The sequence below is a fragment of the Subtercola frigoramans genome, from assembly GCF_016907385.1.
Lineage (GTDB): Bacteria > Actinomycetota > Actinomycetes > Actinomycetales > Microbacteriaceae > Subtercola > Subtercola frigoramans.
Map to the genome: position 1 here is coordinate 431,540 of NZ_JAFBBU010000001.1, position 23,944 is coordinate 455,483.

The 23,944-nt window shown below is 65.2% G+C and carries 27 protein-coding genes; 15 read left to right on the forward strand and 12 right to left on the reverse strand.

Annotation, left to right across the window (positions count from 1 at the left end):
* Window positions 1-2 precede the first annotated feature (2 nt).
* Complete coding sequence (locus JOE66_RS02065; RefSeq protein WP_205106488.1) at window positions 3-920, reverse strand: Lrp/AsnC family transcriptional regulator; 918 nt, start codon at window positions 918-920, stop codon at window positions 3-5.
* A gap of 202 nt (window positions 921-1,122) precedes the next feature.
* Here JOE66_RS02065 and JOE66_RS02070 point away from each other — a divergent pair, with 202 nt between their 5' ends.
* Both JOE66_RS02070 and JOE66_RS02075 read left to right on the forward strand, forming a co-directional pair.
* Window positions 1,123-2,478 (forward strand): NtaA/DmoA family FMN-dependent monooxygenase, encoded by a 1,356-nt coding sequence (locus tag JOE66_RS02070; protein ID WP_205106489.1) that lies wholly within the window; start codon window positions 1,123-1,125, stop codon window positions 2,476-2,478.
* On the forward strand, window positions 2,475-2,933 hold the full coding sequence (locus JOE66_RS02075; protein ID WP_205106490.1) for a nucleoside deaminase: 459 nt from the start codon (window positions 2,475-2,477) through the stop codon (window positions 2,931-2,933). The genes JOE66_RS02070 and JOE66_RS02075 overlap by 4 nt, the downstream gene beginning before the upstream one ends.
* Before the next feature lie 73 nt (window positions 2,934-3,006).
* Here the strand turns inward: JOE66_RS02075 and JOE66_RS02080 are convergent, their stop codons facing one another.
* The 3 genes from JOE66_RS02080 to JOE66_RS02090 are packed head-to-tail and all read right to left on the reverse strand — an operon-like array spanning window position 3,007 to window position 6,034.
* Window positions 3,007-4,398 carry an NtaA/DmoA family FMN-dependent monooxygenase gene (locus tag JOE66_RS02080; RefSeq protein WP_205106491.1) on the reverse strand — a complete coding sequence of 464 codons (1,392 nt, stop codon included), beginning with the start codon at window positions 4,396-4,398 and terminating at the stop codon, window positions 3,007-3,009.
* A complete protein-coding gene (locus tag JOE66_RS02085) occupies window positions 4,395-5,177 on the reverse strand; it encodes an ABC transporter ATP-binding protein (RefSeq protein ID WP_205106492.1) in 783 nt (260 codons plus the stop codon). The genes JOE66_RS02080 and JOE66_RS02085 overlap by 4 nt, the downstream gene beginning before the upstream one ends.
* Window positions 5,174-6,034, reverse strand: a complete 861-nt coding sequence (locus JOE66_RS02090; RefSeq protein WP_205106493.1) for an ABC transporter permease — start codon at window positions 6,032-6,034, stop codon at window positions 5,174-5,176. Before JOE66_RS02090 ends, JOE66_RS02085 begins: the two co-directional genes overlap by 4 nt.
* Window positions 6,035-6,159: 125 nt before the next feature.
* On the opposite strand from JOE66_RS02090, the gene JOE66_RS02095 reads away from it, so the two are divergent.
* The 7 genes from JOE66_RS02095 (at window position 6,160) to JOE66_RS02125 (ending at window position 12,928) form a co-directional block, all read left to right on the forward strand.
* Window positions 6,160-7,074: an Lrp/AsnC family transcriptional regulator gene (locus tag JOE66_RS02095; protein ID WP_205106494.1), complete on the forward strand. Its 915-nt coding sequence runs from the start codon at window positions 6,160-6,162 to the stop codon at window positions 7,072-7,074.
* A 75-nt stretch (window positions 7,075-7,149) separates the two neighbouring features.
* A complete protein-coding gene (locus JOE66_RS02100) occupies window positions 7,150-8,211 on the forward strand; it encodes an ABC transporter substrate-binding protein (protein ID WP_205106495.1) in 1,062 nt (353 codons plus the stop codon).
* A gap of 236 nt (window positions 8,212-8,447) precedes the next feature.
* Window positions 8,448-9,476, forward strand: a complete 1,029-nt coding sequence (locus JOE66_RS02105; protein WP_205106496.1) for an LLM class flavin-dependent oxidoreductase — start codon at window positions 8,448-8,450, stop codon at window positions 9,474-9,476.
* A gap of 210 nt (window positions 9,477-9,686) precedes the next feature.
* On the forward strand, window positions 9,687-10,262 hold the full coding sequence (locus JOE66_RS02110; protein WP_205106497.1) for an NADPH-dependent F420 reductase: 576 nt from the start codon (window positions 9,687-9,689) through the stop codon (window positions 10,260-10,262).
* A 70-nt stretch (window positions 10,263-10,332) separates the two neighbouring features.
* Complete coding sequence (locus JOE66_RS02115) at window positions 10,333-11,241, forward strand: VOC family protein (protein WP_205106498.1); 909 nt, start codon at window positions 10,333-10,335, stop codon at window positions 11,239-11,241.
* Entirely contained in the window at window positions 11,238-11,894 is a 657-nt protein-coding gene (locus tag JOE66_RS02120; protein ID WP_205106499.1) for an alpha/beta hydrolase, read from the forward strand. Before JOE66_RS02115 ends, JOE66_RS02120 begins: the two co-directional genes overlap by 4 nt.
* Window positions 11,891-12,928 carry an LLM class flavin-dependent oxidoreductase gene (locus tag JOE66_RS02125; protein WP_205106500.1) on the forward strand — a complete coding sequence of 346 codons (1,038 nt, stop codon included), beginning with the start codon at window positions 11,891-11,893 and terminating at the stop codon, window positions 12,926-12,928. Before JOE66_RS02120 ends, JOE66_RS02125 begins: the two co-directional genes overlap by 4 nt.
* A gap of 111 nt (window positions 12,929-13,039) precedes the next feature.
* Here the strand turns inward: JOE66_RS02125 and JOE66_RS02130 are convergent, their stop codons facing one another.
* Together JOE66_RS02130 and JOE66_RS17035 are read right to left on the reverse strand one after the other, a co-directional pair.
* Window positions 13,040-14,140, reverse strand: coding sequence for an NAD(P)-dependent alcohol dehydrogenase (locus JOE66_RS02130; protein ID WP_205106501.1), 1,101 nt, complete (start codon window positions 14,138-14,140; stop codon window positions 13,040-13,042).
* 43 nt (window positions 14,141-14,183) lie between these two features.
* Window positions 14,184-14,501, reverse strand: a complete 318-nt coding sequence (locus tag JOE66_RS17035; RefSeq protein WP_239518192.1) for a putative antibiotic biosynthesis monooxygenase — start codon at window positions 14,499-14,501, stop codon at window positions 14,184-14,186.
* Between the two features lie 85 nt (window positions 14,502-14,586).
* Between JOE66_RS17035 and JOE66_RS02140 the strand changes: the two genes are divergently transcribed.
* The gene (locus JOE66_RS02140; protein ID WP_205106502.1) at window positions 14,587-15,168 is read left to right on the forward strand and encodes a TetR/AcrR family transcriptional regulator; all 582 of its coding nucleotides are present in this window, start codon (window positions 14,587-14,589) and stop codon (window positions 15,166-15,168) included.
* 161 nt (window positions 15,169-15,329) lie between these two features.
* On the opposite strand, the gene JOE66_RS02145 is transcribed toward JOE66_RS02140, so the two are convergent.
* The 3 genes from JOE66_RS02145 to JOE66_RS02155 form a co-directional block, all read right to left on the reverse strand.
* Entirely contained in the window at window positions 15,330-15,689 is a 360-nt protein-coding gene (locus tag JOE66_RS02145) for a putative quinol monooxygenase (protein ID WP_205106503.1), read from the reverse strand.
* A gap of 138 nt (window positions 15,690-15,827) precedes the next feature.
* Complete coding sequence (locus JOE66_RS02150; RefSeq protein ID WP_205106504.1) at window positions 15,828-16,043, reverse strand: three-helix bundle dimerization domain-containing protein; 216 nt, start codon at window positions 16,041-16,043, stop codon at window positions 15,828-15,830.
* A 74-nt stretch (window positions 16,044-16,117) separates the two neighbouring features.
* A complete protein-coding gene (locus tag JOE66_RS02155; RefSeq protein ID WP_205106505.1) occupies window positions 16,118-17,320 on the reverse strand; it encodes an Acg family FMN-binding oxidoreductase in 1,203 nt (400 codons plus the stop codon).
* A gap of 155 nt (window positions 17,321-17,475) precedes the next feature.
* Between JOE66_RS02155 and JOE66_RS02160 the strand changes: the two genes are divergently transcribed.
* Together JOE66_RS02160 and JOE66_RS02165 are read left to right on the forward strand one after the other, a co-directional pair.
* The gene (locus tag JOE66_RS02160; RefSeq protein ID WP_205106506.1) at window positions 17,476-17,742 is read left to right on the forward strand and encodes a hypothetical protein; all 267 of its coding nucleotides are present in this window, start codon (window positions 17,476-17,478) and stop codon (window positions 17,740-17,742) included.
* 24 nt (window positions 17,743-17,766) lie between these two features.
* On the forward strand, window positions 17,767-17,967 hold the full coding sequence (locus JOE66_RS02165; RefSeq protein ID WP_205106507.1) for a hypothetical protein: 201 nt from the start codon (window positions 17,767-17,769) through the stop codon (window positions 17,965-17,967).
* 45 nt (window positions 17,968-18,012) lie between these two features.
* Here the strand turns inward: JOE66_RS02165 and JOE66_RS02170 are convergent, their stop codons facing one another.
* A complete protein-coding gene (locus JOE66_RS02170; RefSeq protein ID WP_205106508.1) occupies window positions 18,013-18,474 on the reverse strand; it encodes an SRPBCC family protein in 462 nt (153 codons plus the stop codon).
* A gap of 190 nt (window positions 18,475-18,664) precedes the next feature.
* On the opposite strand from JOE66_RS02170, the gene JOE66_RS02175 reads away from it, so the two are divergent.
* The 3 genes from JOE66_RS02175 to JOE66_RS02185 are packed head-to-tail and all read left to right on the forward strand — an operon-like array spanning window position 18,665 to window position 21,982.
* Entirely contained in the window at window positions 18,665-20,146 is a 1,482-nt protein-coding gene (locus JOE66_RS02175) for a flavin monoamine oxidase family protein (protein WP_205106509.1), read from the forward strand.
* Window positions 20,147-20,192: 46 nt separating this feature from the next.
* Complete coding sequence (locus JOE66_RS02180; RefSeq protein ID WP_205106510.1) at window positions 20,193-21,626, forward strand: NAD(P)/FAD-dependent oxidoreductase; 1,434 nt, start codon at window positions 20,193-20,195, stop codon at window positions 21,624-21,626.
* Window positions 21,623-21,982 (forward strand): cupin domain-containing protein, encoded by a 360-nt coding sequence (locus tag JOE66_RS02185; protein ID WP_205106511.1) that lies wholly within the window; start codon window positions 21,623-21,625, stop codon window positions 21,980-21,982. Before JOE66_RS02180 ends, JOE66_RS02185 begins: the two co-directional genes overlap by 4 nt.
* Before the next feature lie 75 nt (window positions 21,983-22,057).
* On the opposite strand, the gene JOE66_RS02190 is transcribed toward JOE66_RS02185, so the two are convergent.
* Both JOE66_RS02190 and JOE66_RS02195 read right to left on the reverse strand, forming a co-directional pair.
* Window positions 22,058-22,789, reverse strand: a complete 732-nt coding sequence (locus JOE66_RS02190; protein ID WP_205106512.1) for an HAD family hydrolase — start codon at window positions 22,787-22,789, stop codon at window positions 22,058-22,060.
* A 61-nt stretch (window positions 22,790-22,850) separates the two neighbouring features.
* Entirely contained in the window at window positions 22,851-23,861 is a 1,011-nt protein-coding gene (locus JOE66_RS02195) for a phosphotransferase (RefSeq protein ID WP_205106513.1), read from the reverse strand.
* Window positions 23,862-23,944: the final 83 nt, after the last annotated feature.

Genomic DNA, 23,944 nt, shown 5'->3' on the forward strand with positions numbered 1-23,944 from the left:
CCTCAGCCGACGCCGCCCACCCAGCTCGTCTCGTCGCGGAGCACGACGAACGGGTCGGTGCGTGAGGCGATGATCTGATCGTCGGCGGTGATGTCGGCAGCGACTATCGCCAAGGCGGCGACAGAGTCGGCCACCAGATAGCACGCCAGGTCGTAAGGACCGGTCTGCTCGACCACGTAGCGAACTGACGTTCTGGCGCACAGCTGGTCGATGATCGCGGCGCGGGACGCCGCGGTGACCGCAAGATCGATGGATGCCTCGACGTGCGCGATCGACGGGTCGTTCACGCGGGTCACGAACCTGATAACTCCGTCTTCGACGAGGCGCAGAACCCGCCGCCTCGTGGCCGGAACCGTGAGCCCGATGCGGGTCGAGAGCTCCGTGTAGCTCATCCTGCCGTCGGGTCGCAGTGCATCGATGAGTTGTTCGTCGAGGGGGTCGACGGCCCGAATCGGCGTGGAGGGCCAGTGGTGCTCGCCAGGCCCCGTGCTCCAGTTGGTGCCGACGTAGATGCGGGTCACGACCACTGTCTCCGCGTGGAGCACGCCCGGCAGCCGCCGGATGCGATCGACCCCCGAGAGCATCTCCGCGAGGGTGGCGGCGGAGTACTGGGCCACAAGCCGGCCGTCGGTGGGAACGAGGGCCGTCCAGGGGGAGGAGCTGAATTCGGGGAGCTCTGAGACATCCGTCGCGGAGGTGCCGGGTTCCAAGGTGAGCTTGACCTGGTAGAGGAAGGATGCACCCGTGAGTTCGGGGTGCACGAAGATCGTCGACGACACCAGTCCGCTGCCAATCAGGCGCTGAAGCCTGCCTCGCACCGTCGACTCCGCGATGCCCGTGGAGTCGGCGATCCTGCGGCTGGTCACTCGAGGATCTGACTCGAGATGGCTCACGATCGCCTGGTCGATGGGGTCCAGCATGGTGCTTGCAGCCTATCTCAGGCCGCGGTGCACGGTGCGGCTGACGGGGCCGGCCGTCGAATTTACATGTTTGAAACACAAATGGCTGACATTAGACACCTTGCTCGGGTTTTATGTATTGAAAGACAGATCGTGTTAATAAAGCGCGAAGCATTGATCAGTGCGAATGATGCATTCGACAGCGGTGAAGAGAGAGAACCGAATGACCAAAAAGATCACGCTCGGCGCAAGTCAACTGATGTCGGTGAACTTCTACAGCAGTGCCTGGACTGACCGTCGAAACGACACCAAGAGCTTCGCCACGCTCGCGTACTGGCAGGAGATGGCCCGCGTGCTCGAGGCCGCACACTTCGACTTCCTGTTCTTCGCCGATGTCATCGGTTTTCCCAGCGACGAGAACGGTATTCCAGCTGCGGCCATCCGCGAGGCTGTGCAGACTCCCGCCCACGACCCGGTCACCATCGTGAGCGGGCTCGCCGCCACAGTCGACAAGCTCAACTTCGTCGTGACATCGTCGACGACGGCGGAGCGCCCCTTCATGCTCGCCCGCAGATTCGGTACCCTCGATCACCTCACTGAGGGCAGAATCGGCTGGAACATCGTCAACTCCGACAACCAGACAGCCCTGGTGAAGCTTCTCGGGCTGGGCGAGGTGACGGAACATGACACGCGCTACGACCGAGCCGACGAGTTCGTCGATGCGGTCACCAAACTGTGGGAGGGCTCGTGGGAAGACGATGCCGTCGTCTTCGACCAGGCCGGGCACACCTTTGCAGACCCTGAGAAGGTCCACTCCATCGCCCACCACGGCCGGTTCTTCGACGTCGAGGGCATCTTCACCGTCGTGCCGGGGCCCCAGCGCACGCCGACACTCTTCCAGGCCGGAGCATCCAGTCGTGGCCGGGAGTTCGCTGCCCGAACCGCAGAGTGTGTCTATATGCAGGAGGCAACGGTCGAGGCGGCGCAGACGACGATCCGGGATGTTCGTGAACGTGCCGCCCGCTTCGGTCGCCGCCCCGATGACATCAAGATCCTCAACGGCGTCTCGATCGTCGTCGCCGACACCGAAGAAGAGGCAGCGAGCATCCGTGCCGATCTTGCCGCGGCGCCGAGCACCGAGGCTCTCGCGATGCACTTCCTGGGCTGGACCGGTATCAACCTGCTGGCACTCGATGCGAGCAAGCCGCTGTCGCAACGCTCGGAGTTCGGCCACAGTACCCTCGACCGCTACGAAGACGGGCCCACGGTGGGGGAGATCATCGACGGCCTGCGCAGTTCGCTGGGCGGCCTGAAGATCACCGGCACGCCGGAGAGCGTGGCCCAGCAGATGATCGACATGGTCGAGCAGACCGACCTCGACGGATTCCTCATCGAACCCAACTTCGGAGGCCCGGAGGAGTATCGCGTGTTCGGGGAGAAGGTCGTTCCGTTGTTGATCGAGCGAGGGTTCATCGACGAGCAGACCGAGCCGACCACGTTGCGCCAGCGACTCTTCGGTGGCAGCGATGGCCACATCAACGATCGTCATCGCGGCGCCGAGTTCCGGGTGTCACAATGACGCTCGAGCGCCCCACACCGCGCGAGATGCTCGATGTCGCTCTCGCCGAAGCTGTCACCGGCGCAGGCGAGGGCGGCATCCCGATCGGTGCAGCCCTGTTCGTCGATGGTGAGTTGCTGGGCTCCGGCCACAACCGCAGGGTGCAGCTCGACAGCCCGATCCACCACGGCGAGACGGATTGCCTGATGAGCGCGGGGCGTCACCCGGCGAGTGTCTACGCGAGGGCGACGATGGTCACCACCTTGTCGCCGTGCGACATGTGCACCGGCGCCATTCTGCTCTACAAGATCCCGCATGTGGTCATCGGTGAGAACACCACCTTCCTGGGCGGTGAGGAGCTCCTGCGCTCGCGCGGAGTGACGGTGACGGTGCTCGATGATGCTCGGTGCATCGACATGATGACGGCATTCATCGCCGCGAAGCCGGAGCTCTGGCACGAAGACATCAGCGTCTGAGCTTCGGAACCTGAGCTGCGGCTTCTGGGCTCCGGCCTGGGCTGCGGTTGGCTCGGGCGTCCGGGCTCGGGACTCAGCTTGGTGAGACGGCCTCGCGGGCGGGCCGGCGGTACGCCCGCCCGGGATGGCCGAAGGGAAGATGGTCGCCGGTTTCGGGAAACAGGCGCGACCGGAGTGTCGAGGCGGCGGCGGGCAGATCGGGTAGCAATCCGCGTCGGCGTAGCTCGGGCACGACGTAGGCGATGAAGTCGGTGTAGGTGCCGGGCGTGATGTGGGGTTGCACCAGGAACCCGTCGGCGCCGACGTGCTCGAGAAAGACCGCCATCTCGTCTGCAATGCCGTCGCCATCGCCGACGAAGACGGTGCCATTGATGCCGTTGTCACGGAATTCCTCGAGGATCTCGCGAGGTGTCTTGCGTGCGCTGGTGCCCGGATGCAGATAGCGGTCCAGCGCCGTCTGGCCCATCTCGGTGTGGAGATCGGGCAACGGCTCGTCGGCCGGAAACGACAGCAGGTCGATTCCCGTCAGCCAGGTGTAGCTCGTTGAGGCCTGTTCCAGCGTCGCGAACTCGAGCATCGTGGCGCGTTTGGCCGCGGCCTCGTCTGCTGTGGCGCCGACGACGAAGTGGGCGCCGACGACAAACCGGATGGCGCCGCCCCTGCCGTGCGATTCCGCCCGGGCGCGGATGTCGGCGATCTGCGCGGCGATGAGTTCGGTGTCGCCGCCGCCGATGAAGACGAGCTCGGCGAACCGGGCCGCGAATTCCCGGCCCGGCCCCGAGGTGCCTGCCTGGAGGATCAGTGGGCTGCGCTGGGGGCCCGGTGGCACGCCGAACACACCCCGCGCGCTGAGAAAGACGCCATCGTGTTCGATCTGCGTCACTCGCGAAGGGTCGGCGTAGATTCCGCCCTGCATGTCAGCGATCACGGCATCGTCGGCCCACGAACCCTCCCAGAGCTTCAGGCAGATGGTGAGGTGGTCTTCGGCCTGTGCGTAGCGGTCGTCGTGTGCCATCATCTCTTCGCCGAAGAGAGCGGCCGACGAGGCCTGGGCTGCCCCGGTCACCACGTTCCAGCCGATTCGACCATCGGTCAGGTGATCGAGGGTGCCGTAGCGGCGGGCGATGGCGGGCGGCCGCTCGACCTGTGTCGAGGAGGTGACCACGATCCCGAGCGAGGTCGTTGCCGCTGCGACCGCAGAGACCAGAGTGATCGGGTCGGCCATCGGAAGGTTAGTGGCGTCGATCAGTGCTTGGTCGAGGATCTCACCCGAGGCATCGGTGGGGTACCCGTAGGAGTCGGCGAAGAACAGGAAATCGAACCCACCCTCCTCGAGTTGGCGAGCCATGGTGGTCCAGTATCGCGTCGTGAGATACCCGAGCGACGTGTTGTCGGGATGCCGCCAGCTCACGCCGACGGTGCCATTGGGGTTCATGATCTGAAATGCACCGAGAATGATGCTCATTGTGTTGCCTTCTGGCGGAGGCCGCCGTGGGTGAGCTCAGCAAGGAGGAGTCGCTCATCGTGAGTGAATGCCTCGGTTTCGAGGTACGACAGGTCGCGGGGCCGGGGCGCTGGCTGTTCGAGCACCATCTGCACCCTGGCCGGCCGATCGGAGAGCACGTAGACGCGGTCGGAGAGAAAGAGCGCTTCAGGCACGTCGTGCGTGATGAGCACCACGGTCAGGCCCTGTTCGACGCTGAGCTCTGACAGCCAGAACTGCAGTTCGGTGCGAGTCAGGTAGTCGAGGGCGCCGAAGGGCTCGTCGAGGAGCAGCAGGGGGCGCTGCTGCACGACCGTTCTCATCAGTGCAACACGCTGTCGCATGCCGCCTGACAACTCGAATGGATAAGCCTTCTCGCGACCTTCGAGCCGGAACGTCGAGAGAAGTTGGCGAACCCGATCGCGTGCCTCGCGTTTACGCGTTCCACCGAGAACGAGGCCCAGTGCCGCGTTGTCTTCGACGGTCAGCCAGGGCATCAACAGATCCTTCTGCGGCATGTATGCCGAGAACGGCGTCTTGGGCTGGCGGGAGCCGAGGAACCTCACGGACCCGCTTGTCGGGCGCAGCTGCTCAGCCAGGATGTTGAACAGCGTGGACTTACCAGAGCCGCTCGGGCCGATCACCGAGACAAATTCTCCCGTGCCGACCTGCAGGCTGATCTCGTCGATGACGGAGATGGTTCCGCGACGTGTGCTGAAGCTCTTCGAAATGCCGTCGACCACCAGCAGGGGTTCGATCATCGCTGCGCCGCCTTTCTGCGTCGTTCCCAGGGCAGGAGCGCCCACTCCAGGAGATAGGTGAGTGCGAACAGAGCGAGCCCGATGACGATGCTCACAAACACAGCGGCGAACACCAGGTCGGTGCGATAGAGGTTCTTCTGGGTCTGCATGAAGATTCCCAGCCCGGCTCTCGCGCCGACATATTCGCTGAAGATTGCCGCCACGACGATGAAGCTCGTCGTGATGCGGAGGCCGGTGATCGCTGCCGGCAGTGCGGTGGGTATTCGAAGTCGCAGGAACACCTTCCACGGCGACGCACCCATGGATCGCATCAGGGCATCCGCGTCTGGATCGGCAGAGAGCAACCCCTGGAGCGTTGCGATGGTGAGCGGAAGCATGCTGACGATTGCGACGAGTCCGACCTTCGGTGCTGCTTCGAAACCGAACCAGATCACCACGAGCGGGGCCAAGACGATGATGGGCACCGACTGGGCTGCGATGAGAAGGGGAAGCACGGTCTGCCTCAGCGGCGCAACGAAGGCAAGAACCGAAGCCACGAGCATCGCCGCCGCAACGGCGAAGAGCAGGCCGAAGATGGTGATCTGCAGCGTGGCGAGGGTGGCTGTGCCGATCGCCTCCCGCGCCGCCCAGCCGCTCGTAGCGATGCGGATCGGCGACGGCAATACCGTGGGGTCGAGATTCGTCGACCCTGTTGCGACCTGCCAGATCGCCAGGAGCACGATGACCGCTGCGACGGGCAACACCACGCGCATGACCGGCCCGGAGCCGAACGATGCGCCGGGTGGTCGATCGCGCTGCGGTCGGTCGACAGCAGGCGGAGTCGCAGAGGCGGCGTCATATGGTGCTGTAAGCGTCATGGCTTCATAAAACACGGAAAATGTGACGGCGGCGGGCGTTCCATGTTTCGGGCATGTAAACGTTGGTCGCTCGGCTCGGAGACCCGACTGCCGGATCGTGACACAATGTCGCTGGTGAGGCGACGATGACAGACGACGAAATCGACGCCACGATCCTGGAGATCCTGATCGACGATGGTCGGGCATCCGGTAGCGAGGTCGTGAGGCGAGTTGATGCGCCGGCGTGGAGGGTGCGCAGTCGACTCGCTTCGCTGCTGGGTACAGAAGGCATGCGGGTCACCGCCTTCATCGACCCGGTGCTCATCGGGCGACCCATCGTCGCCATGCTCGACATCTCCTCTGACGACCCAGGGGCGTTGCCCGACATCCTGAGCGGATTGGACGGCGTCGCGTGGATCGCCCGCTGTGAATCGGGGCGGGTCTACGCGCAGGTGAGTATGGCGAGTACGCGCGACCTGATGCTCCTGCTCGACGATCACGTGCGGGCGATACCGGCAGTGAGTCGAGTCGCGACGAACCTGCTGCTCAAGGGGGTCACGCGACCCCTGCGGGGGTCGGCCCAGGGGGAGCCCGCGAGGCCGTTCACCTTTCTCGGGGGGTCTCCCGTGCAGATCGACGACATCGATCGCCTGATGATCGTGACCCTGCAGCGTGACGGCCGCACTCCCTTCACTGAACTCTCGAGCCTGACGGGCCTTTCAGTGCCGGCAGTCCGCCAGCGGTTCCAGCGCCTCGTTCGCACCGGAACCCTGTCGGTCGTCGCGCGGCCCTGGCCCTCGATGCTCGGCCGCATGTGCACTGCCCACCTCGCCGTGCGCACGATCGGCAAGACGGCCCCGCTGGTCGAGGTGCTCGCTGTACTGCCTGACGTGACCTTCGTGGCCGAGTGCGCTGGTGACGCCGACCTGCTCATCGAGGTCTCGTCTGCGAACAGGGAACGACTCGAGACACAGGCGGCGATCATCCGGGGCCTGCCCGGGGTGGGCCGGGTCATCGTCGACCCCCACGTGGATGTGCGAGCCACGGTGCCGCACTTCTGAGCGAGGCGCCTTAATTTCACAAGATTGAAACATGATCGTGCCTTTCGCAACATAACTTGCGACTTAGATGGACCCATGTCACTTCGTTCATCATTGCGTTCGCCCCGTTCCCGGCGCCTGTCCCGAGGCCTCATCGCCGCCGCCGTTGCCACGACTGTCGCCGTCACCGCAGGCTGTACCAGCAGCGGTTCCAGCGATTCCGGGTCGTCGACCCCGGGCATGACCACCGTCAGCTTCGCGCTGAGCTACATTCCAGACCCATCGCTGAACGGGCTCTCGTACGCCATCGACCAGGGGTGGTTCGCCGAGCAGGGAATCACGGTCGACATCGTGCCCTTCGGCAGTTCACCGGCCGAGACGCTGGTGTCCACCGGCGTCGCAGACCTGGGGTTCGGTAGCGACATTCGCTCTGTACTCATAGCCCAGGCCGCGGGCGCCGACGTGAAGTCGTTCTTCACGACGTACCAGCACGTGCCGTATTCGCTGACGGTGCTGGCCGACTCGAGCTACAACCGGCCTGCCGATCTCGCCGGTACCACCTTCGGCACATTCGGCTCTCCGTCTGAAGTCGCTGTCGCCGACGACATGATCACGGCAGATGGCGGATCGAAGGGCGTCGAGCCGGTGACCCTCAGTACCGACATCTACTCGGCCCTCAGCCAGGGGCGCGTGGACTCGACGCTCTCGTTCCCCGGCGACGCGTTCGCCATCGAGCAGACCGGGCACAAGGTCCGCACCTGGAGCACGACAGACTTCGGTCTGCCCGACACCTACAGTGGGTTGCTGCTGAGTTCGACGAAATACGCGGATGCCCACCCCGACATCGTCAGGAAGTTCACCCAGGTCATGCAGAGGGGCTACGAAGCCGCCTTGTCAGACCCCGCAGCGGCAAATGCGGCCGTGCTCAAGCAGTTCCCGAACGACCTCAGTGCTGATCTGGTCGACTACGTCAGCAAAATTCAGAACGCCAGCCTGATTCCCGGCCCGACCGGCGTGGTGGGGTTCCAGTCGGCCGACATCTGGCAGCAGAATGCTGACTGGCTGATCAAGCATGGCCTGCTGGTCGACGCGAACGGCCAGACGCTCAGCACCTTCGACACCTCGCCCCTGTTCACCATCGACGATCTGACCAAGTAGCACAATCGCGACGGCCGACGGCTCCCCGGAACTGATCTGATCCAGGGAGCCGTCGTTCTGTTCCAGCGCGCACGTCATCGAGGAGCGTCCAATCGTCCGTGCCGTCAGAGTCCACTGTTCCAAAATTGAACACTCGCGTTCAGTGTCGCTCTGCCGTCGTAGCCTCAGAATTCCCGGCGTATCGCGTCACCCACGCGGGCTGCGGTGCGCCTTCGCCACTGAGTTAGAGGACAACGATGTCTATTCCCACATTCGGTCTCTGGTACGACTTCCGTAACCCCGAGCACTGGGCGCAACCGATCGGTGCGCTCTACCGTGACACGATCGACCAGGCGGTCTGGTCCGAACAGCTGGGCTTCGGTTCGGCCTGGCTGAGCGAGCATCACTTCGCGCCCGACGACTACGCGTCGTCGCCCCTCATCATGGCTGCCGCCATCGGTGCTCGCACCACCACGTTGCGGGTGGCGACGAACATCGTCGTGGCGGCGCTGCACAACCCGATCCGGCTGGCCGAAGATGCCAATGCCCTCTCTCTCATCACCGACGGGCGCTTCGATCTTGGCGTGGGCCTGGGGTACAACGAGCGCGAATTCACCTCGTTCGGTCGAGTGCGCAAGCAGCGCCCGAGCCTCCTCGAAGACGCGATCGCCATCATTCGCACGGCGTGGAGCGGCAGCGATGCCGGCTATGAAGGCACGAGACTGTCGATGCCGGCAGTCAAGGTCACCCCGGTGGCAGAGAAGACTCCGCGCATGCCGATCGGCGCCGTTGCTCCCAAGGGCATCGAGCGTGCCGCACGCCTCGGCGACGGCGTGATCACCCTCTCGAACGAGAGCATCCCTGTCTACCTCGACGCGCTCATCGCCAATGGCAAGTCCCTCGACGAAGGGGCGGTCTACGCCAGCCAGTGGGTGGTTGTCGCCGATGACCCCGAGAAGGAGTGGAGCCGTATCGGTGAGAACGTGCTCTACCAGGTGAACAAGTACATCGAATGGGGTTCGTTCGAAGGCTCTGGTGTGCCCGACCACTTCGATGCACCGGATGACCTGCTCGACTTCGGCGTCTACCAGCTGTGGGACGGCGCGAAGGCCGTCGACGAGCTCGTCTCGCTCTCGCAGCGGTTCCCGCAGATCCGCGACTTCCACTTCTGGGCGCAGTTCCCGGGCGAGACCGTCGAATCCGGCTCTGCCCGCATCCAGTACATCGCCGACCGGGTCATTCCGGAGGTCACGCGCCAGCTCACGGCAGCGCCGGTGGCTGTGTGACAGACGTTCGATGAATGAGCGGATGCCCGGCTGAGCGAACCCGAACGCCCAGCCGGGCATCCGTGCGTCTGGCTGTGGTGCTCGCGCATCGCCCGAAATCGTCTGCCTGAGATCTGTCCTGTGAGAAATTTCCCTACAAGGTTGTAGCAACAACTAAATAGGAGTATGGTTGTGTCTACAAGCAAACTTCGCAACACGAAAGGACAGGTCATGACCACGTTCACGATCATCGGTAAAGGTTCAATGGGCGACGCGATCGGCGGAGTTCTCGCCGCGGGCGGCAGCAGTGTCAGCTACGTGACGAAAGAAGACACCAACGCTTCGATCGCCGGCGACATCGTCATTCTGGCGGTACCGTACCCCGCTCTCGCCGGTATCGTCGAGGCCTATGGCGCCCAGCTCGCCGGCAAGACCGTCGTCGACATCACCAACCCGCTCGACTTCTCGACCTTCGACTCCCTGGTCGTCGCAGCTGACGGTTCGGCTGCGGCCGAGCTCCAGGCGAAGCTGCCCGAGAGCCACGTTCTGAAGGCGTTCAACACGACCTTCGCTGCCACCCTCGCCACCAAGCAGCTCGGCGCAGTACAGACCACCGTGCTCGTCGCGGGCGATGACGCGGCCGCCAAGAACGCCCTGGTCGCCGCGATCGTCGCCGGTGGCGTCGGCGCCATCGACGCCGGTGCGCTCACGCGCGCTCGTGAGCTCGAGGCCCTCGGCTTCCTGCAGCTCACGCTCGCCGCGAGCGAGAAGATCGGCTGGAACGCCGGCTTCGCCGTCATCCGCTGAGACTGATTCACCGCGGGGTGCAGGGCTGGTGCCCTGCACCCCGACCACTTACTGAGAGAAACGGATCATCATGGCCACGTCTGGTGAAATTCTGGATGCCGACACGTCGATGGGTGCAGTGACCCTGCGGGTCGGTGACCTCGAGAGCATGTCGGACTATTATTCCGCCGCCTTCGCCATGGAACCGTTGGCAGAGCAGGGCAAGCGCCGCGAAGCGCACCGGGTGCTCGGCCGGGGAACCACGCCGCTCGTGCGCCTGATCCACACCCCCGACCTGCCGGCCGTCGACCGGCGACAGGCGGGGCTGTTCCACACGGCATTCCTCTTCGAGACCCCGGCGAGCCTTGCCGCGACGGTGTACCGTGCGGCACAGGATCCGCGGAGCCAGTTCGTCGGCTCGAGCGACCACAGCGTCAGTGAAGCGTTCTACTTCACCGACCCCGAGGGTAACGGCGTCGAGCTGTACACCGACCGGGATCGCTCGCTCTGGATTCACGATGGTGCGGAGATCCGCATCGCCACCGAGTTCCTCGATCCGAACGCCTACCTCCAGCGCCACCTCGACCAGGCCACTCTCGACCAGGCGCCCGCGCTCGCCGGTCTCGTCGGCCATGTGCACCTGCAAGTCGGCGACCTCGACACCGCCCGCTCCTTCTACGTGGATGCGCTGGGCTTCGAGGCTACACAGACCGGCTACCGCGGCGCCCTGTTCGCTTCGGCTGGCGGCTACCACCACCACATCGCCATGAACGTGTGGAACAGCGGCGGGGCCGGGCCACGCGCTGCGAGCCTCGGCCTCGGCGACGTCTCGATCACCGTGCCCACCGCCGACGACCTCGAAGCCGTCGCTGGCCGGCTCCGGGCCCGCTCCATCGCCTTCGCGGGAGACGGGCGCTCGGTCGCCGTCGACGACCCGTGGGGCACCCGCGTCACCCTCTCCCTTCCCGACCTCTCGACCGAGGAGCTGCTCTCCCGATGACCACCACCACCCTGACCGACGTGCGTTCGCCCGAATGGCCCGACGCTGCTCCCGGCAGCCCCGTTATGCTGTTGCTGCATGGCTACGGGTCGAATGAGCACGACCTGGCCGGGCTCGGGCCTGCGCTGGGGCTCAGCCTGCCCTGGGCGTCGCTGCGTGCTCCGCTCGAGCTCGGCAACGGCGGTGCGGCCTGGTTCGCGATCCAGACCCCCGGTGACCCTGAACCCCTTCCTCTCGCCGAGGCGACCGACGCCATCTGGCTGTGGATCGACGACAATCTCGGCACGGAGGCGACCGTCGTTCCGGTGGGCTTCTCGCAGGGCGGCCTCATGGTCAGCCAGCTGCTGCGCACGCGGCCGGAGCGCGTCGTCGCGCCGGTCGTCCTCGGCGGTTTCGTGCAACGCACGGCGCAGCCCGGCGATGCCGTGCTGGCCGAAACACTGCCACCGCTGTTCTGGGGCCGCGGCGCCGAGGACCGCGTCATCGGTGCGGCCGCAATCGCCCGCACCAGCGATTTCCTCCCTCGCCACACCTCGCTGAGCGAACGGGTCTACCCCGGCCTCGCGCACGGAATCCACGCCCAGGAGCTTGCCGACGTGCGAAGCTTCATCACCTCGGTCGTCGGTGCCTCTGCTGCGTCTGCCGCTCTGTGACCAGCGCTCAGCCATTCGAGATCGGCATCTTCACCTTCGGTGAGCTGACCCGAACCGCTGGTGGCAGCGCGCTGAGTGCCGAGAGCCGGCTCGCCGACATTCTCGAGTGGGCCCGCGTGGCCGACCAGGCCGGGCTCGACGTCTTCGGGCTCGGCGAACACCACCGCGAAGACTTTGCAATCTCGTCACCCCAGATGGTGCTGTCGGCGGTCGCCGCACAGACCGAGCGCATCCGCCTGACCAGCACCGTCACCGTGCTCTCCAGCGCCGACCCCGTGCGCATCTTCGAGGAGTTCGCAACCCTCGACCTGCTGAGCGGCGGGCGCGCCGAACTCACGGCAGGCCGTGGTGCCTACCTCGAGTCGTTCCCCCTCTTCGGCCAGCCGCTCGATCACTACGACGAGTACTTCGATGACAGGCTCGAGCTCCTTCTGAAGATCCGCGCCGAGAACCCCGTCACCTGGAGTGGCACGACCCGCGCTCCTCTTGCTGACGCCGGGGTCTGGCCGCGCCCGGTTCAGGATGCCCTGCCGATCTGGCTCGCCGTGGGAGGAACGCCTGCCTCCGCCGTGCGGGCCGGGTCTCTCGGCCTGCCCGTCTACTTCGCCATCCTCGGTGACCCGCAGCGCTTTGCCCCGTTCGCTGAGCTCTATCGACGCTCGGCAGCGGAGGCCGGGCGCGAAGCTGGGCGCATCGGCGTGACGTCGCACTTCTATGTCGAAGCGACGTCGCAGGGCGCCCGCGACACGTTCTTTCCCCACTACTCCTCGTACATCGGGCAGAACATGCCGCGAACGGGAGTTCTCGACCGCAACGCTTTCGACGTCTGGTCGAGCCCCCGGGGCGCGCTCTTCGCCGGCAGCCCTGCCGAGATCATCGACAAGATCCTCTGGGAGCATGAGGTTCTCGGTCACACCCGGTTCTTGGCGCAGGTCGGGCTCGGCGGTCTCTCGCAGAGCGAGACCCTGCGCTCGATCGAGATCCTCGCCACCGATGTGCTGCCAGCGGTGCGCAGCGCGCTCGGCTCAACCTAGGGGCGCAGGGCCTTACGACGTTAGCGCTGAACGATCACAGCGCTGAAGTAGGTCTCACAACGAAAGAAGGGGAGGCCCGATCATCCGGCCTCCCCTTCTTTCTGTCGTTCATCAGAAGATGATGACCGGCTTCACGGTGACGCCACTCTTGGAGTCGGCAAAACCCTCGTTGATCTGGTCGAGGCTGTAGTCCTTCACGAGCTTCTCGAACGGGAATCGGCCGTCGAGCCAGAGCTGGATGAGCTGCGGGATGAAGACCTGCGGTACCGAACTGCCCTGCACGACGGTCTTGAACGTCCAGCCCTTCACCAGCGAGGCACCGATCTCGAAGGCGACCTCGGTTCCCGGGCGGGCTGCGCCGACGAGCGCGACGGTACCGCGCACGCCGAGCGCGTCGGCAGCCTGGCGGAGCAGTTCGGGCCGGGCGGTCGTGTCGACCACGTAGTCGAGGCCGGCATCGCCGACGATCTCCTTCAGACGCGTAGGCAGGTCTTCGGTGATCGAGTTGATCGTGTGCGTGGCGCCGAGCTCGAGCGCCAGGTCGAGCCGTGACTGGTGGATGTCGACGGCGACGATGATCGCGCACTCGGCCACCTTCGCGGCCATGATCGCGGCGTTCCCGACGGCGCCGGTGCCGAAGACGGCCAGCGACGAGCCGATCTCCGGCTTCAGCTCGTTGAGCACGGTGCCGGCCCCCGTGTTGAGGCCGCAGCCCAGCGGTCCGAGGTGCTCGAGCGGAACATCCGACCGGATCTTGACGACCGACTCCTCGACGACGTTCGCGTAGGTGGCGAACGACGACTGGCCGAAGAAGTGCGACGAGATCGCCTCTCCGTCCTTGCTGATCGAGGTGCTCCCATCGAGCCGTGCACCACCGAAGTCGGCAGCGAACAGGTTCTCGCAGTAGGCCATCTGTCCCGCGCGGCAGCGGCGGCAGTGCCCGCAATAGGCGGCGGCCAGCACGACGTGGTCGCCGGGCGCGACGGATGTCACGGAGTCGCCGATGCCCTCGACAATGCCGGCGCCCTCGTGGCCGAGCACGGCGGGCAGGGGTGTCGGGTAGATTGCGTCGCGCACGAGCGAGTCGGTGTGGCAGATGCCGGTCGCGACGAGCCTGACGCGTACTTCGTTGTGACGGAGCTCATCGAGCTCCACTTTCTCGACGGTGAAGTCGGCGCCCGGGGCGCGCACGACGGCGGCGGTGATTTCCATGGTGGTCTTCCTTTGTTCTGGTGAGTGTTGTGCCGGTGAAGTCTTAGACGCTCTCGCGACCGCTGAGCACGGCCGATCTGTTGCGCGCGCGGCCAGCGGTGATCCTGCTGTGGGCGAGGAGGAGACGGGGCACGATGAAGTAGACCGTGACCGGAACCACCACAGCCGTCAGTACCAGCGCGCGCAGAACGGGAGGCCAACCATTGGCGAACAGGCCCATCACCGTCATGCCGATCGCGACGAGCGGGAAGATCGCGCACCACGTGACGATCGCTCGAACGTGCACAGAGGCCACCCCTGGCGCATGCCGATGGTTGGTCTCGAGTTCATCGGCCGCGAGTGCCTTGCCATCCCGTTCCACAAATCTCCAAACGTCTTGTTGGAATTGAGTCTACACTGTTCAGTAGGGCAGGCACCAGTGCAGCAATCGAACCTAGGATGGGCGCATGGCATGGGACACGGAGGCGACACGCGCTGCGCTTCTTGCCGCCGCTGTTCTGGAGTTCAGCGAGAACGGGTTCGCGGGGGCCAGGGTGGATCGGATCTCTGCGCGCGCCGGCATCAACCGTGAGCGCCTGTACTCCTATTTCGGCAACAAACGCCAGCTCTTCGAGGCTGTTCTCGCCGACCAGCTTGTGACCATTCTCGACGGCGTGCCGGTCTGCGGCTCTGGATGCGAAGCGGCGGGAGATTTTGCCGGCCGTTACTTCGACGCCTGCAAGCTTCACCCGGCCCTGCCGCGTCTCGTCTTCTGGGAGGGCCTGGAGTTGGTGCATCCGATCGATGTGGCCACCCGCACCTCTCGGGCCCGCAGTAAGGCCACCGAGCTGGAGCTCGCCATCGGGGACATCGACGCCGCGGCGGCAGACGAGTTGCTCCTCACCATCGTCACCCTGTGCCATGCCTGGTTCGCCACCCCCAATGTGAGCCTCATCGTCGTCGGGGACGACCAGGCGCACGCGCGCCGGCGTGAGACGATCACAACGATCGCTATGGGATGGGCGCGGCAGTTTGCTGTCACCGCCTGAAGTGAGCAGGGCCGCCGCAACGGTGAGAGGCCCCTGGCCCGGCGGCCCGGGCGCTGGCCGCTCATCCTGCCACCATCGTGCGGTCGTGATGCCGTGGCGAAACACAACTGCCAGGGCTCCCGGGGGAGCGCCTGGCAGTTGCCGTGAATGAGCCGGTGTAGCTACTTACGTGTGAAGCCTTCGAACGGAGTGAAGTATGTTGAGCCGAACCCGTCGAGAATCTCCTTCGCGGCGGCATCCGGTGCGCCGAAAGTCACGAACACGGTGAGGTCGACGCACGCGCCGAACGCATCGGCGAACTGCGAGAACGTCTTGGTCACGTGGTCGACAACGGCTGTCGAGTCACGGTAACTCTCGAAGATGTGAACCAGGGTCTGGTCGTCGTTGACGCTGTAGTCGTAGGCCAGCGAGCCCTCTTCGGCTTTCGTCGCGGCCACGAGAGGCTCCACGACCTTCGTGAATTCCTCGAACTTGCCGGGCTTGACCTCGCAGGTGACAAGCCAATAGATTTCGTTGCGCATTCGCATATGTCCTCTCGTCGTAACAGAATCGGGTGTCCGACGCTGGATACCCGACTTGACCGGTCTACGCCACCGGCGCAGCTCACGCCGATTCTGTCGAGAAATTGAACACAACGACCTCGTGTCTCCCCGCAAGAATCAGACGTGGAGAGGCTCCGCTTCAGCACGAAGGCTGCGCCGCGCGTTGTGCTGCACGAGGTTCGGTATGTAGCCGCGGATCCTGCTGCCGTTCAATGCGTCGAATTCTCTGCCGACGACTGCGGTGATGTGCGAAGGCTGCGCTGCAGGGAAATACCTCCTGATGCGCTGGGCCACAGTCGTGACGACCGATTCCCTCTCCGGCGGGCTGATCACTGTGTCTTCCTCTCTGTTGGTGTGCGTGCGACCGACGGTGCGACTCAAGGCGAATCGGTCGTTCACGGCCGCGTTCACGGTGTGTGCACGAGCGCATTCGCGTCGCGCCTCATTGTGTTCGGGTATTGAGTTGTCGGAGTTCCGATTCGCACGAGCATCTGGATCGTCTGGCCCCCCGGCGCGTACTCCGCATGAATCGCGGCGTACGGTTCTGCCATCGTCGGGTACTCCTGCAGCACCTGGCTGAGGGGCTGCATCACGAGCCGGAGGGTGCGTGCACGAAGCGAGAATTCGGCGTACAGGATGCCCGCCTGCACCTGCTCGGCGCGCGTGTTCGTTGGGGTGCTGATCATGCCGAACGCCGGCGTGTGCGCAACACCTGCCGCCGTCATCGCAATCGCGTTCTTCGCCCCGGCCGCGTCGTCGTTGATCGAGGGGATGATCGTGATCAGCCCCTGCAGAAGGTACTTCATGAATCCGGTCGTGCCTTGGCCCTCAACAGCGAACCCCGAGCGCGCAGTGTTCTTGGCGCCCTCCGTCGAATAGAACAGCGCGTCACTCTCCTTCGTTGCCGCTTCGTACTGAGTTTCGATGAGCGTGCCCTGCACTCCGAAGTCGTCGAACGTGGTCACGTCCTTCTGGTCGGTGAAGATCTGGAGTGAAGCGCCGGAGTTGTCGGCTAGTCCAGTGAGGGTGTCGATCTGTGCGGTCGTGAGAGCGGTGTCCTCATAGGGCGAGCGATTCGTGTCAGACAGGAAGAGTGACGCGTACTCGGTCGTGCTCACTGTGGAGTCCTTCGCCAAGGTGATCTTCGCCACGGGTTTCGCGCTCATCGAGGCGGCGAGGTCGGCTTCGTCGTACTCCCCCTGGGGAAAGAGGCCGAACGTCGCCGAATACCCGAGATTCGCAGCTGAGACTCGCAGGTATTCCAGGAACGTGCCCTCCGACACCAAGGTCTGACGCGAAAGCGGGTCGACGGCCGGTGTGAGGCGCGTCGGATCGGTGTACAGGTACAACACGTTCGGGTCGCCCTGGTCGAGGGTGATCGTCCACGGCTGCATATTGTGGCCACTCGGTGCGAGAACGGCCTGGGAGACCACCTTCATGCGCGGGTCGCTGAACTGGTCGGCGTAACTCGTCGACCACGGTTGCAGATAGTTCGCGGGTACGAAGATGCCGCCGACAGTGAGAACCGCACCCAGGCTCAGCAGCGCGACACCCACGATCGATCCGACAGTGATGAGCGTGATCCTGCGTGCTCTGTGGGCGTTCTTCATGAGAACTTTCCTGGTGCGTCGGGTGTTGCGCTACACCCAGTACACCCCGAATGGGGTACACGTGACAGAGCCGAAGGTCCCGACTGCTGCGAGCGTCACCGTCTGTGCATGTGTTCGTTACCTGCCGTTTTCGTTCGCTGAATAGCGTTTTGGCTGTGCTGAACGGAAACCCGACGCTCTCCGATGTCGATCTGCCCGCTCGAGTCGACGAGCAGGTGGCATTCTGGACCAACCACGGCGAATATGCTCTCCGCAACTATCGCGAAGATTCGTGGTACCTCTTCCGAGTGGAGAAGGCTCGCCCCCGGGTCACCCACTTCCTCCACTCCCGCGGCGCAGAGTGGGTCGCCGCCCCTGTCGACGCAGGCCGCAACGTGCACGCGCCTGACTGGCGCGACGCCCTGCGCCGGGTCGTCACCTAGTTATTGTCTGCAGCAGGGAGCGCGATGCTGGCATTTTCAGAGTTCTTCTACCTCGTTCACGCAGGCCAGGGGCGATGGATGATCAAACACCGCATCACCGACGAATCGGCCGGCTCGATCATCCGTAATGGGCCTGACTTCGACCTGTTCGACGACCACGGCCGCCAGGTCGGCAGGTTCGACTCGGTCGAACACGCGCTCGGCGGCCTGTACGCCACGGCCTGACGCAGCCGGGCTTCAGCGGAACGGCACGAGCCTGCTTCAACCGCTTCAGGCCGATTCGACGACGCGCTTCAGTTGAGCGAGGCCCTTGTCGAGGTCGTTGCCGATCAACTTGTCCATGTTCATGACCAGTCCGAAGATGCGCGACATTGCGGTCTTCGGGCTCTTCAGCGTCCAGACGACTTTCGTCGACGCGCCCGTGGGGTCGAGTGCGAAGTGCACGAGGCTCTGTGATCTGAATGGCCGCGTGAAGGAGAGCGCCACGTCGAACGAGTCGGGGGCGATGGATGTTGCGGTCATCGTGCCCGCGCCGGCTTTGCGATTGCCGTCCCACTCGTAGGAGGCGCCCACAGTGCCGTCAGTGCCGGCGTACGTTCGCTTCAGCTCCGGGTCGGTGCCTTCCCATGGAGACCAAGCCACCCAGCTGTGGAAGCTGGTGAGGTGCGGCAGGATCCGGTCAGCGGGAGCGTCGATGACGATGGATCGCTCGACAATGCCGTATTCAGTCATGCCGAGCATTATCGCAGCATTCACACTTTTGCTGGGTGCGGACATACGTCCCCGAGATCCCGATTTTTGGGCCGTTTGCCCGCACCCGCGAGTGCAAAATTACACTCAACCGACGAAAAGGGGCGCCATACTGTGTTGTGGGGGACGATCTTCTCCTCATAACGGTCGAATTGCTACGGAAAGAGTTGTCATGGAGTCGCTGGAGCGAGACGTCGTCGTCATCGGAGCGGGAGCGACGGGACTGACGGCGGCGGTGGAACTGCAGCGCGCAGGGTTCTCCGTCATCGTGCTCGAGGCACGCGACCGCGTCGGTGGGCGGCTCTGGACCGACCATATCGACGGCCAGCTCTACGAGATCGGCGGGCAGTGGGTCTCGCCCGACCAGACCGTACTGCTCGAGACGCTCGACGAACTCGGGCTCGAGACCTACGCGCGGTACCGCGACGGTGAGAGCGTCTACATCGGCGCAGACGGCGTGGCCAAGCGTTTCACCGGCGACATCTTTCCGGCTGATGCCTACACTCAAGCCGAAATGACACGGATGGTCGGGGTGCTCGATGAGCTCGTGGCCGAGACCGACCCCGCGGCTCCGTGGGCGCACCCCCGGGCATCCGAATTCGACCAGATCTCGTTCGCGACCTGGCTCGGCCAGCAGAGCGACGACGCCGAGGCGCGCGAGAACATCTCTCTCTTCATTGCCGATGCCATGCTCACGAAGCCCGCGCACACCTTCTCGCTGCTGCAGGCGCTGCTCATGGCGGCCAGCGCGGGCAGCTTCAGCCACCTGGTCGACGCCGACTTCATTCTCGACAGGCGCGTGGTCGGGGGGCTTCAGCAGGTTCCGCTGAGGCTCGCGGAACAGCTCGATGCGAACGATGTGCGGCTCGGGCATCCGGTGCGGCGTATTCAGTGGTCGGCTGCAGCGCTCGAGGCTGACGCGGTGCCGGGTGAGCTGGTCGAGGTGACCACCGACGAGCTGACGGTCACTGCGCGACGAGTGATCGTCGCGGTGCCGCCGAACCTCTACAACCGCATCGAGTATGCACCGAACCTGCCGCGCCTTCGCCAACAGATGCAGCAGCACCAGTCGCTCGGCCTCGTGATCAAGGTGCATGCCACCTACGAGACGCCGTTCTGGCGCGAAGACGGGCTCTCGGCGACGGCCTTCAGCCCGTACCAGGTGGTGCACGAGGCGTACGACAACACCAATAACGGCGAGACGCAGGGCACGCTGGTGGGGTTCGTCTCCGATGAGAAGGCCGATTCAGTGTTCTCGCTGCCGGCCGCAGAACGCAGGCAGCGCATTCTGGAGTCACTCGCTGCGTACTACGGCCCGAAGGCTCTCGATCCCGTGGTCTACTTCGAGAGTGACTGGGCGGCCGAGGAGTGGACGCAGGGGGCGTACGCTGCGAGCTTCGATCTCGGCGGGCTTACCCGCTACGGCGCACTACAGCTCGTGCCGGTCGGGCCGCTGCGGTTCGGCTCGAGTGACCTCGCCGCTGAGGGCTACCAGCACGTCGACGGCGCGATTCGCGTGGGGCGGCGCCTTGCCGCTGAGACGATTGCCAGCCTGGCGGGCTCTGAATTGGATGCTGCGCTGGATGCTGTGCCGGAAGCTGCGTCGGGGCCTGGGTCGATTTCTGAGTCGAATTCTGGAGCGCGAGCCGAATGACCGACGGCGGCGGCGACCAGGCCCGCTCTCGAATCGTCGTGCCGCGATGACCCCGCCGAAGGCACACGACACCGTCTTCGAGCGGCAGCGCCCGAGCGAGCTCGCCATCGAACACGCCCTGGCCGGGGTTCGGCGCAGTGCTTTCTGGCTCGACGACATCGCCGCATCGCGCGACCGCTACGAGACTCTCAGCGGCACGATCGACGCCGATCTCGTGATCGTCGGCGGCGGCTACACCGGCCTGTGGTCGGCGCTGCGTGCGCTCGAACGTGAACCGGATGCCCGGGTCGTCGTTCTCGAAGCAGGCCGTGTGGCGTGGGCGGCGTCTGGCCGCAACGGCGGGTTCTGCGAAGCCAGCATCACGCACGGTGACGAGAACGGCGAGAATCGCTGGCCCGAAGAGATGGATGCCCTGCGGCGCATCGGCGAAAAGAACCTCGACGACATCGAGCGCACGGTCGAACGGTACGGCATGAAGTGCGACTTCGAGCGCACGGGCACGCTCACTGTGGCGGTCGAGCCGCACCAGCCCGAGTGGATCCGTGACCTGGTCCCGGGCGACGCCTTTCTCGACTCCGCTGCTGTGCAGTCCCAGGTTGCCTCGCCGACGTACCTCGCCGGGGCGTGGGACAAGCGGTCGACGGCTCTCGTTCACCCCGCGAAGCTCGCGGCCGAACTCGCCCGCGTTGTCACCGAACTCGGCGGCCGGATCTTCGAGAAGTCGAGGGTCACCGGCCTGGAGAACCACGGGAGCGGTGTACTCATGCGCACGGCGGGCGGGGGAGTGGTGCGAGCCGACCACGCCATCCTCGCGACGAATGTCTTCCCTTCGCTGCTGAAGCGCAACCGCGGCATGACCGTTCCGGTCTACGACTATGTGCTGATGACCGAACCCCTGAGCGACGCGCAGCTGGCGTCGATCGGCTGGTCGAACCGTCAGGGCATCGCCGATCTGGCCAACCAGTTCCACTACTACCGGCTGAGCCGCGACAACCGCATCCTGTTCGGTGGGTACGACGCGGTCTACTACGGCGGCGGCACAGTGCGCCCCTCGTACGAAGAGCGCCCTGCGAGCTTCTCGACGCTCGCGAGCCACCTGTTGACCACGTTCCCACAGCTGGCGGGCATCCGGTTCACCAACGCGTGGGCGGGCCCGATCGACACCTCGACCCGCTTCTGCGCCTTCTTTGGAAAGGCCCGCGCGGGCCGCGTCGCCTACGCCTCGGGGTTCACCGGGCTCGGCGTCGGCGCGAGCCGGTTCGCGGCCGACGTGATGCTCGACCTACTCCTTGGAGAGCAGACCGAGCGCACCGAGCTGCGCATGGTGCGGGAGCGCCCGCTGCCCTTCCCGCCTGAGCCTGCCGCCTCGATCGGCATCAACCTCACGCGCTGGTCGCTCGACCGCGCCGATCACCGCGAGGGCCGCCGCAATATGCTGCTGCGTTCGCTCGATGCCCTCGGGCTGGGATTCGACTCATGACTGCAAGCAACGAAGACGTCAACCGCGTGCGGGAGACGAGCACTGCGGACGCCCCCTGGGAACCGATCGACGATGGTGACGTGGTCGCGGGCCATCCCTCGACGCGCACTCTGCCGCTCTTCGAGTCTGACGGCCCGGTCGAGGCGGGAATCTGGGAGATGAGCGAAGGTGCCGCCCGCGATGTGGAGGTCGACGAGGTGTGCCTCATCCTCGCCGGGCGTGCGAGCCTCGTCATCAACGATCATCCATCTGTCGAGATCACGGCGGGCTCGTTCGTGACGTTGCGTGCCGGCGACCGCACAGTCTGGACCGTGCACCAGCCGCTGCGCAAGTTCTATGTCGTGACGACGCTCTGACCGTTTGTCGGGTGCGGCCAAACGTCCCCGCGGCGACGAGTTTCGGGCCGTTTGCCCGCACCCGAGGGCGCGCTGCTAGAGGCCGAGCAGCCTCAGCAGCTCGCGATGGTCGTGGACCGTGTGGTCGGGCACACAGTGGCGATAGCTCTTCGTGCCCTGGTCCGAGGTGAACATCACGGTCTTCATGCCGGCCTTCTGCGCCCCGTAGACGTCCCGGTGCATGTCGTTGCCCACGTAGAGCGTGTGCTCGGCCGCGACCCCCATGCCGTCGAGCGCGAGCTGGAACAATCGCGGGTCAGGCTTGCGGTACCCGTGGTCACCCGACACCACGATCGGGCTGAAATAGCTCGCGATTCCGACCTTGTGCAGCTCGCCGCGCGCATAGCTCGACTGCCCGTCGGTGACGATGGCCATCGGCAGGCGGCCATGGATGCCCTGCAGCACCTTGCGCACGTGCGGGTACAGCTTGAGCCTCTGCCGGGTCGCGCCCCGGTACGTCTCCGCGAGTAGCCCGGGCAGCTGCGCCAGCTTCTCCGGAGGCAGGCTCCGGGTGTAGTCGGTCGCCGTCTCCTCCACGAGTGTGCGCCACACACCGACGGAGTCGAATTCGGGATACTTCTCGGCGCTGCCGCGCTGCTGCCGCTTCAGGATCGTGAAGTAGAGGTCGCGGACCTCATGCCTCCGCAGGTCGATCCCCTGGTAGGTGAGCAGGTGGCCGATGGTGCGGAACGCTTCGTCGAGGTGCTCGTCGGTGCGGATGTTCACCAGCGTTCCGTTGACGTCGAACGCTACAGCCCTGATGTCCATCGCCAGCCTGCATCCCATCATCCCTGAGCGTGTCGACCCAATCTAGCGTGCAGCGAAAGCCTTAGCTTGCGCGCAGCAGCCGTTTCGCCTGACGTATCAACCGCCGCCGGTAGTCAGCCCCGACATAGTCGTTGCGGGATATGCGGAGCAGGTTCAGCCCCATGTAGAAGGGAGCCCGGGAGGTGATCGACGCAAAGGCCGCGCCGCGGTCGGGGAAATGGCTGGAGTACTCCCAGAGGAAGTGACCGATGAAGGGCTCGGCTCGCCTCGCATCTCCTGTGGCCGACATGAAGGCGTGCTGCAGCTCACCCGCAACCCGACCGACGTCGAACATGCGGTCGCCGCGCCCCATGCGTTCGAGGTCGATCGCCGCAACGTCGAGGCCATGACCGAAGAGAAAGTTCGCCGGCGTCGCATCGCCATGCAGCCAGACCTGCTGGTCCTGCCACATGCGAGGGCGCTCGGCCCACAGGTCGCGCAGCCACAGCAGTTCGTCGGCGTCCCACTGCCCGATCTTGTTGCGCTTTCGAAGTCGCCCGACGAGCCCGTCGAGGTATCTGCTGTCGGAACCGAAGTCGACCTCCTGCCCGTTCGCTGTCTTGTTGTGCTGCGTCGCGAGAAAGAACGCGAGGGCCTTCAGCCGCCAGTAGAGATGGGCGTCGTCTCCGTACTCGGTGCAGCGACGGATGGCCGTGCTGAACTGTTCACCCTCGTAGTACTCGACCGCCAGAACGCCGTTCGTCTCGGGGTCGACACCGAGCGGCCGGATCACGTGGTGCGGCGAGCCGACCAGGTCGTAGCCGCGAAGCCGGTGCAGGCTCTCGAACTCATCGCTTGCCGTTCGCGCCGCCCGGTCTCTGTCCCAGCCGTACTTCGGCCCGTAGAACTTGCAGATGACGCGCGCACGGCTCGACTTCTCCTCGTACCCGTAGACCTCGTTGCTGCCGTTCAGCCTGAAGGCCCGAAAAGCCGGCCGCGACTCCCTCATGCCGAGCTGGTCATGGATGATCGCACTCAGAAACCCGTGCAGCCGGTCGTCGCCGCTGACGTAACCCACGTAGGTTCCGATCATCCGGTCACGCTCCCGCCGCTGTGCCGCCACACCTCCAGCACCGATGCCGCGTGCACAACTGAGAGCGACGGCCCCGAAGCGAA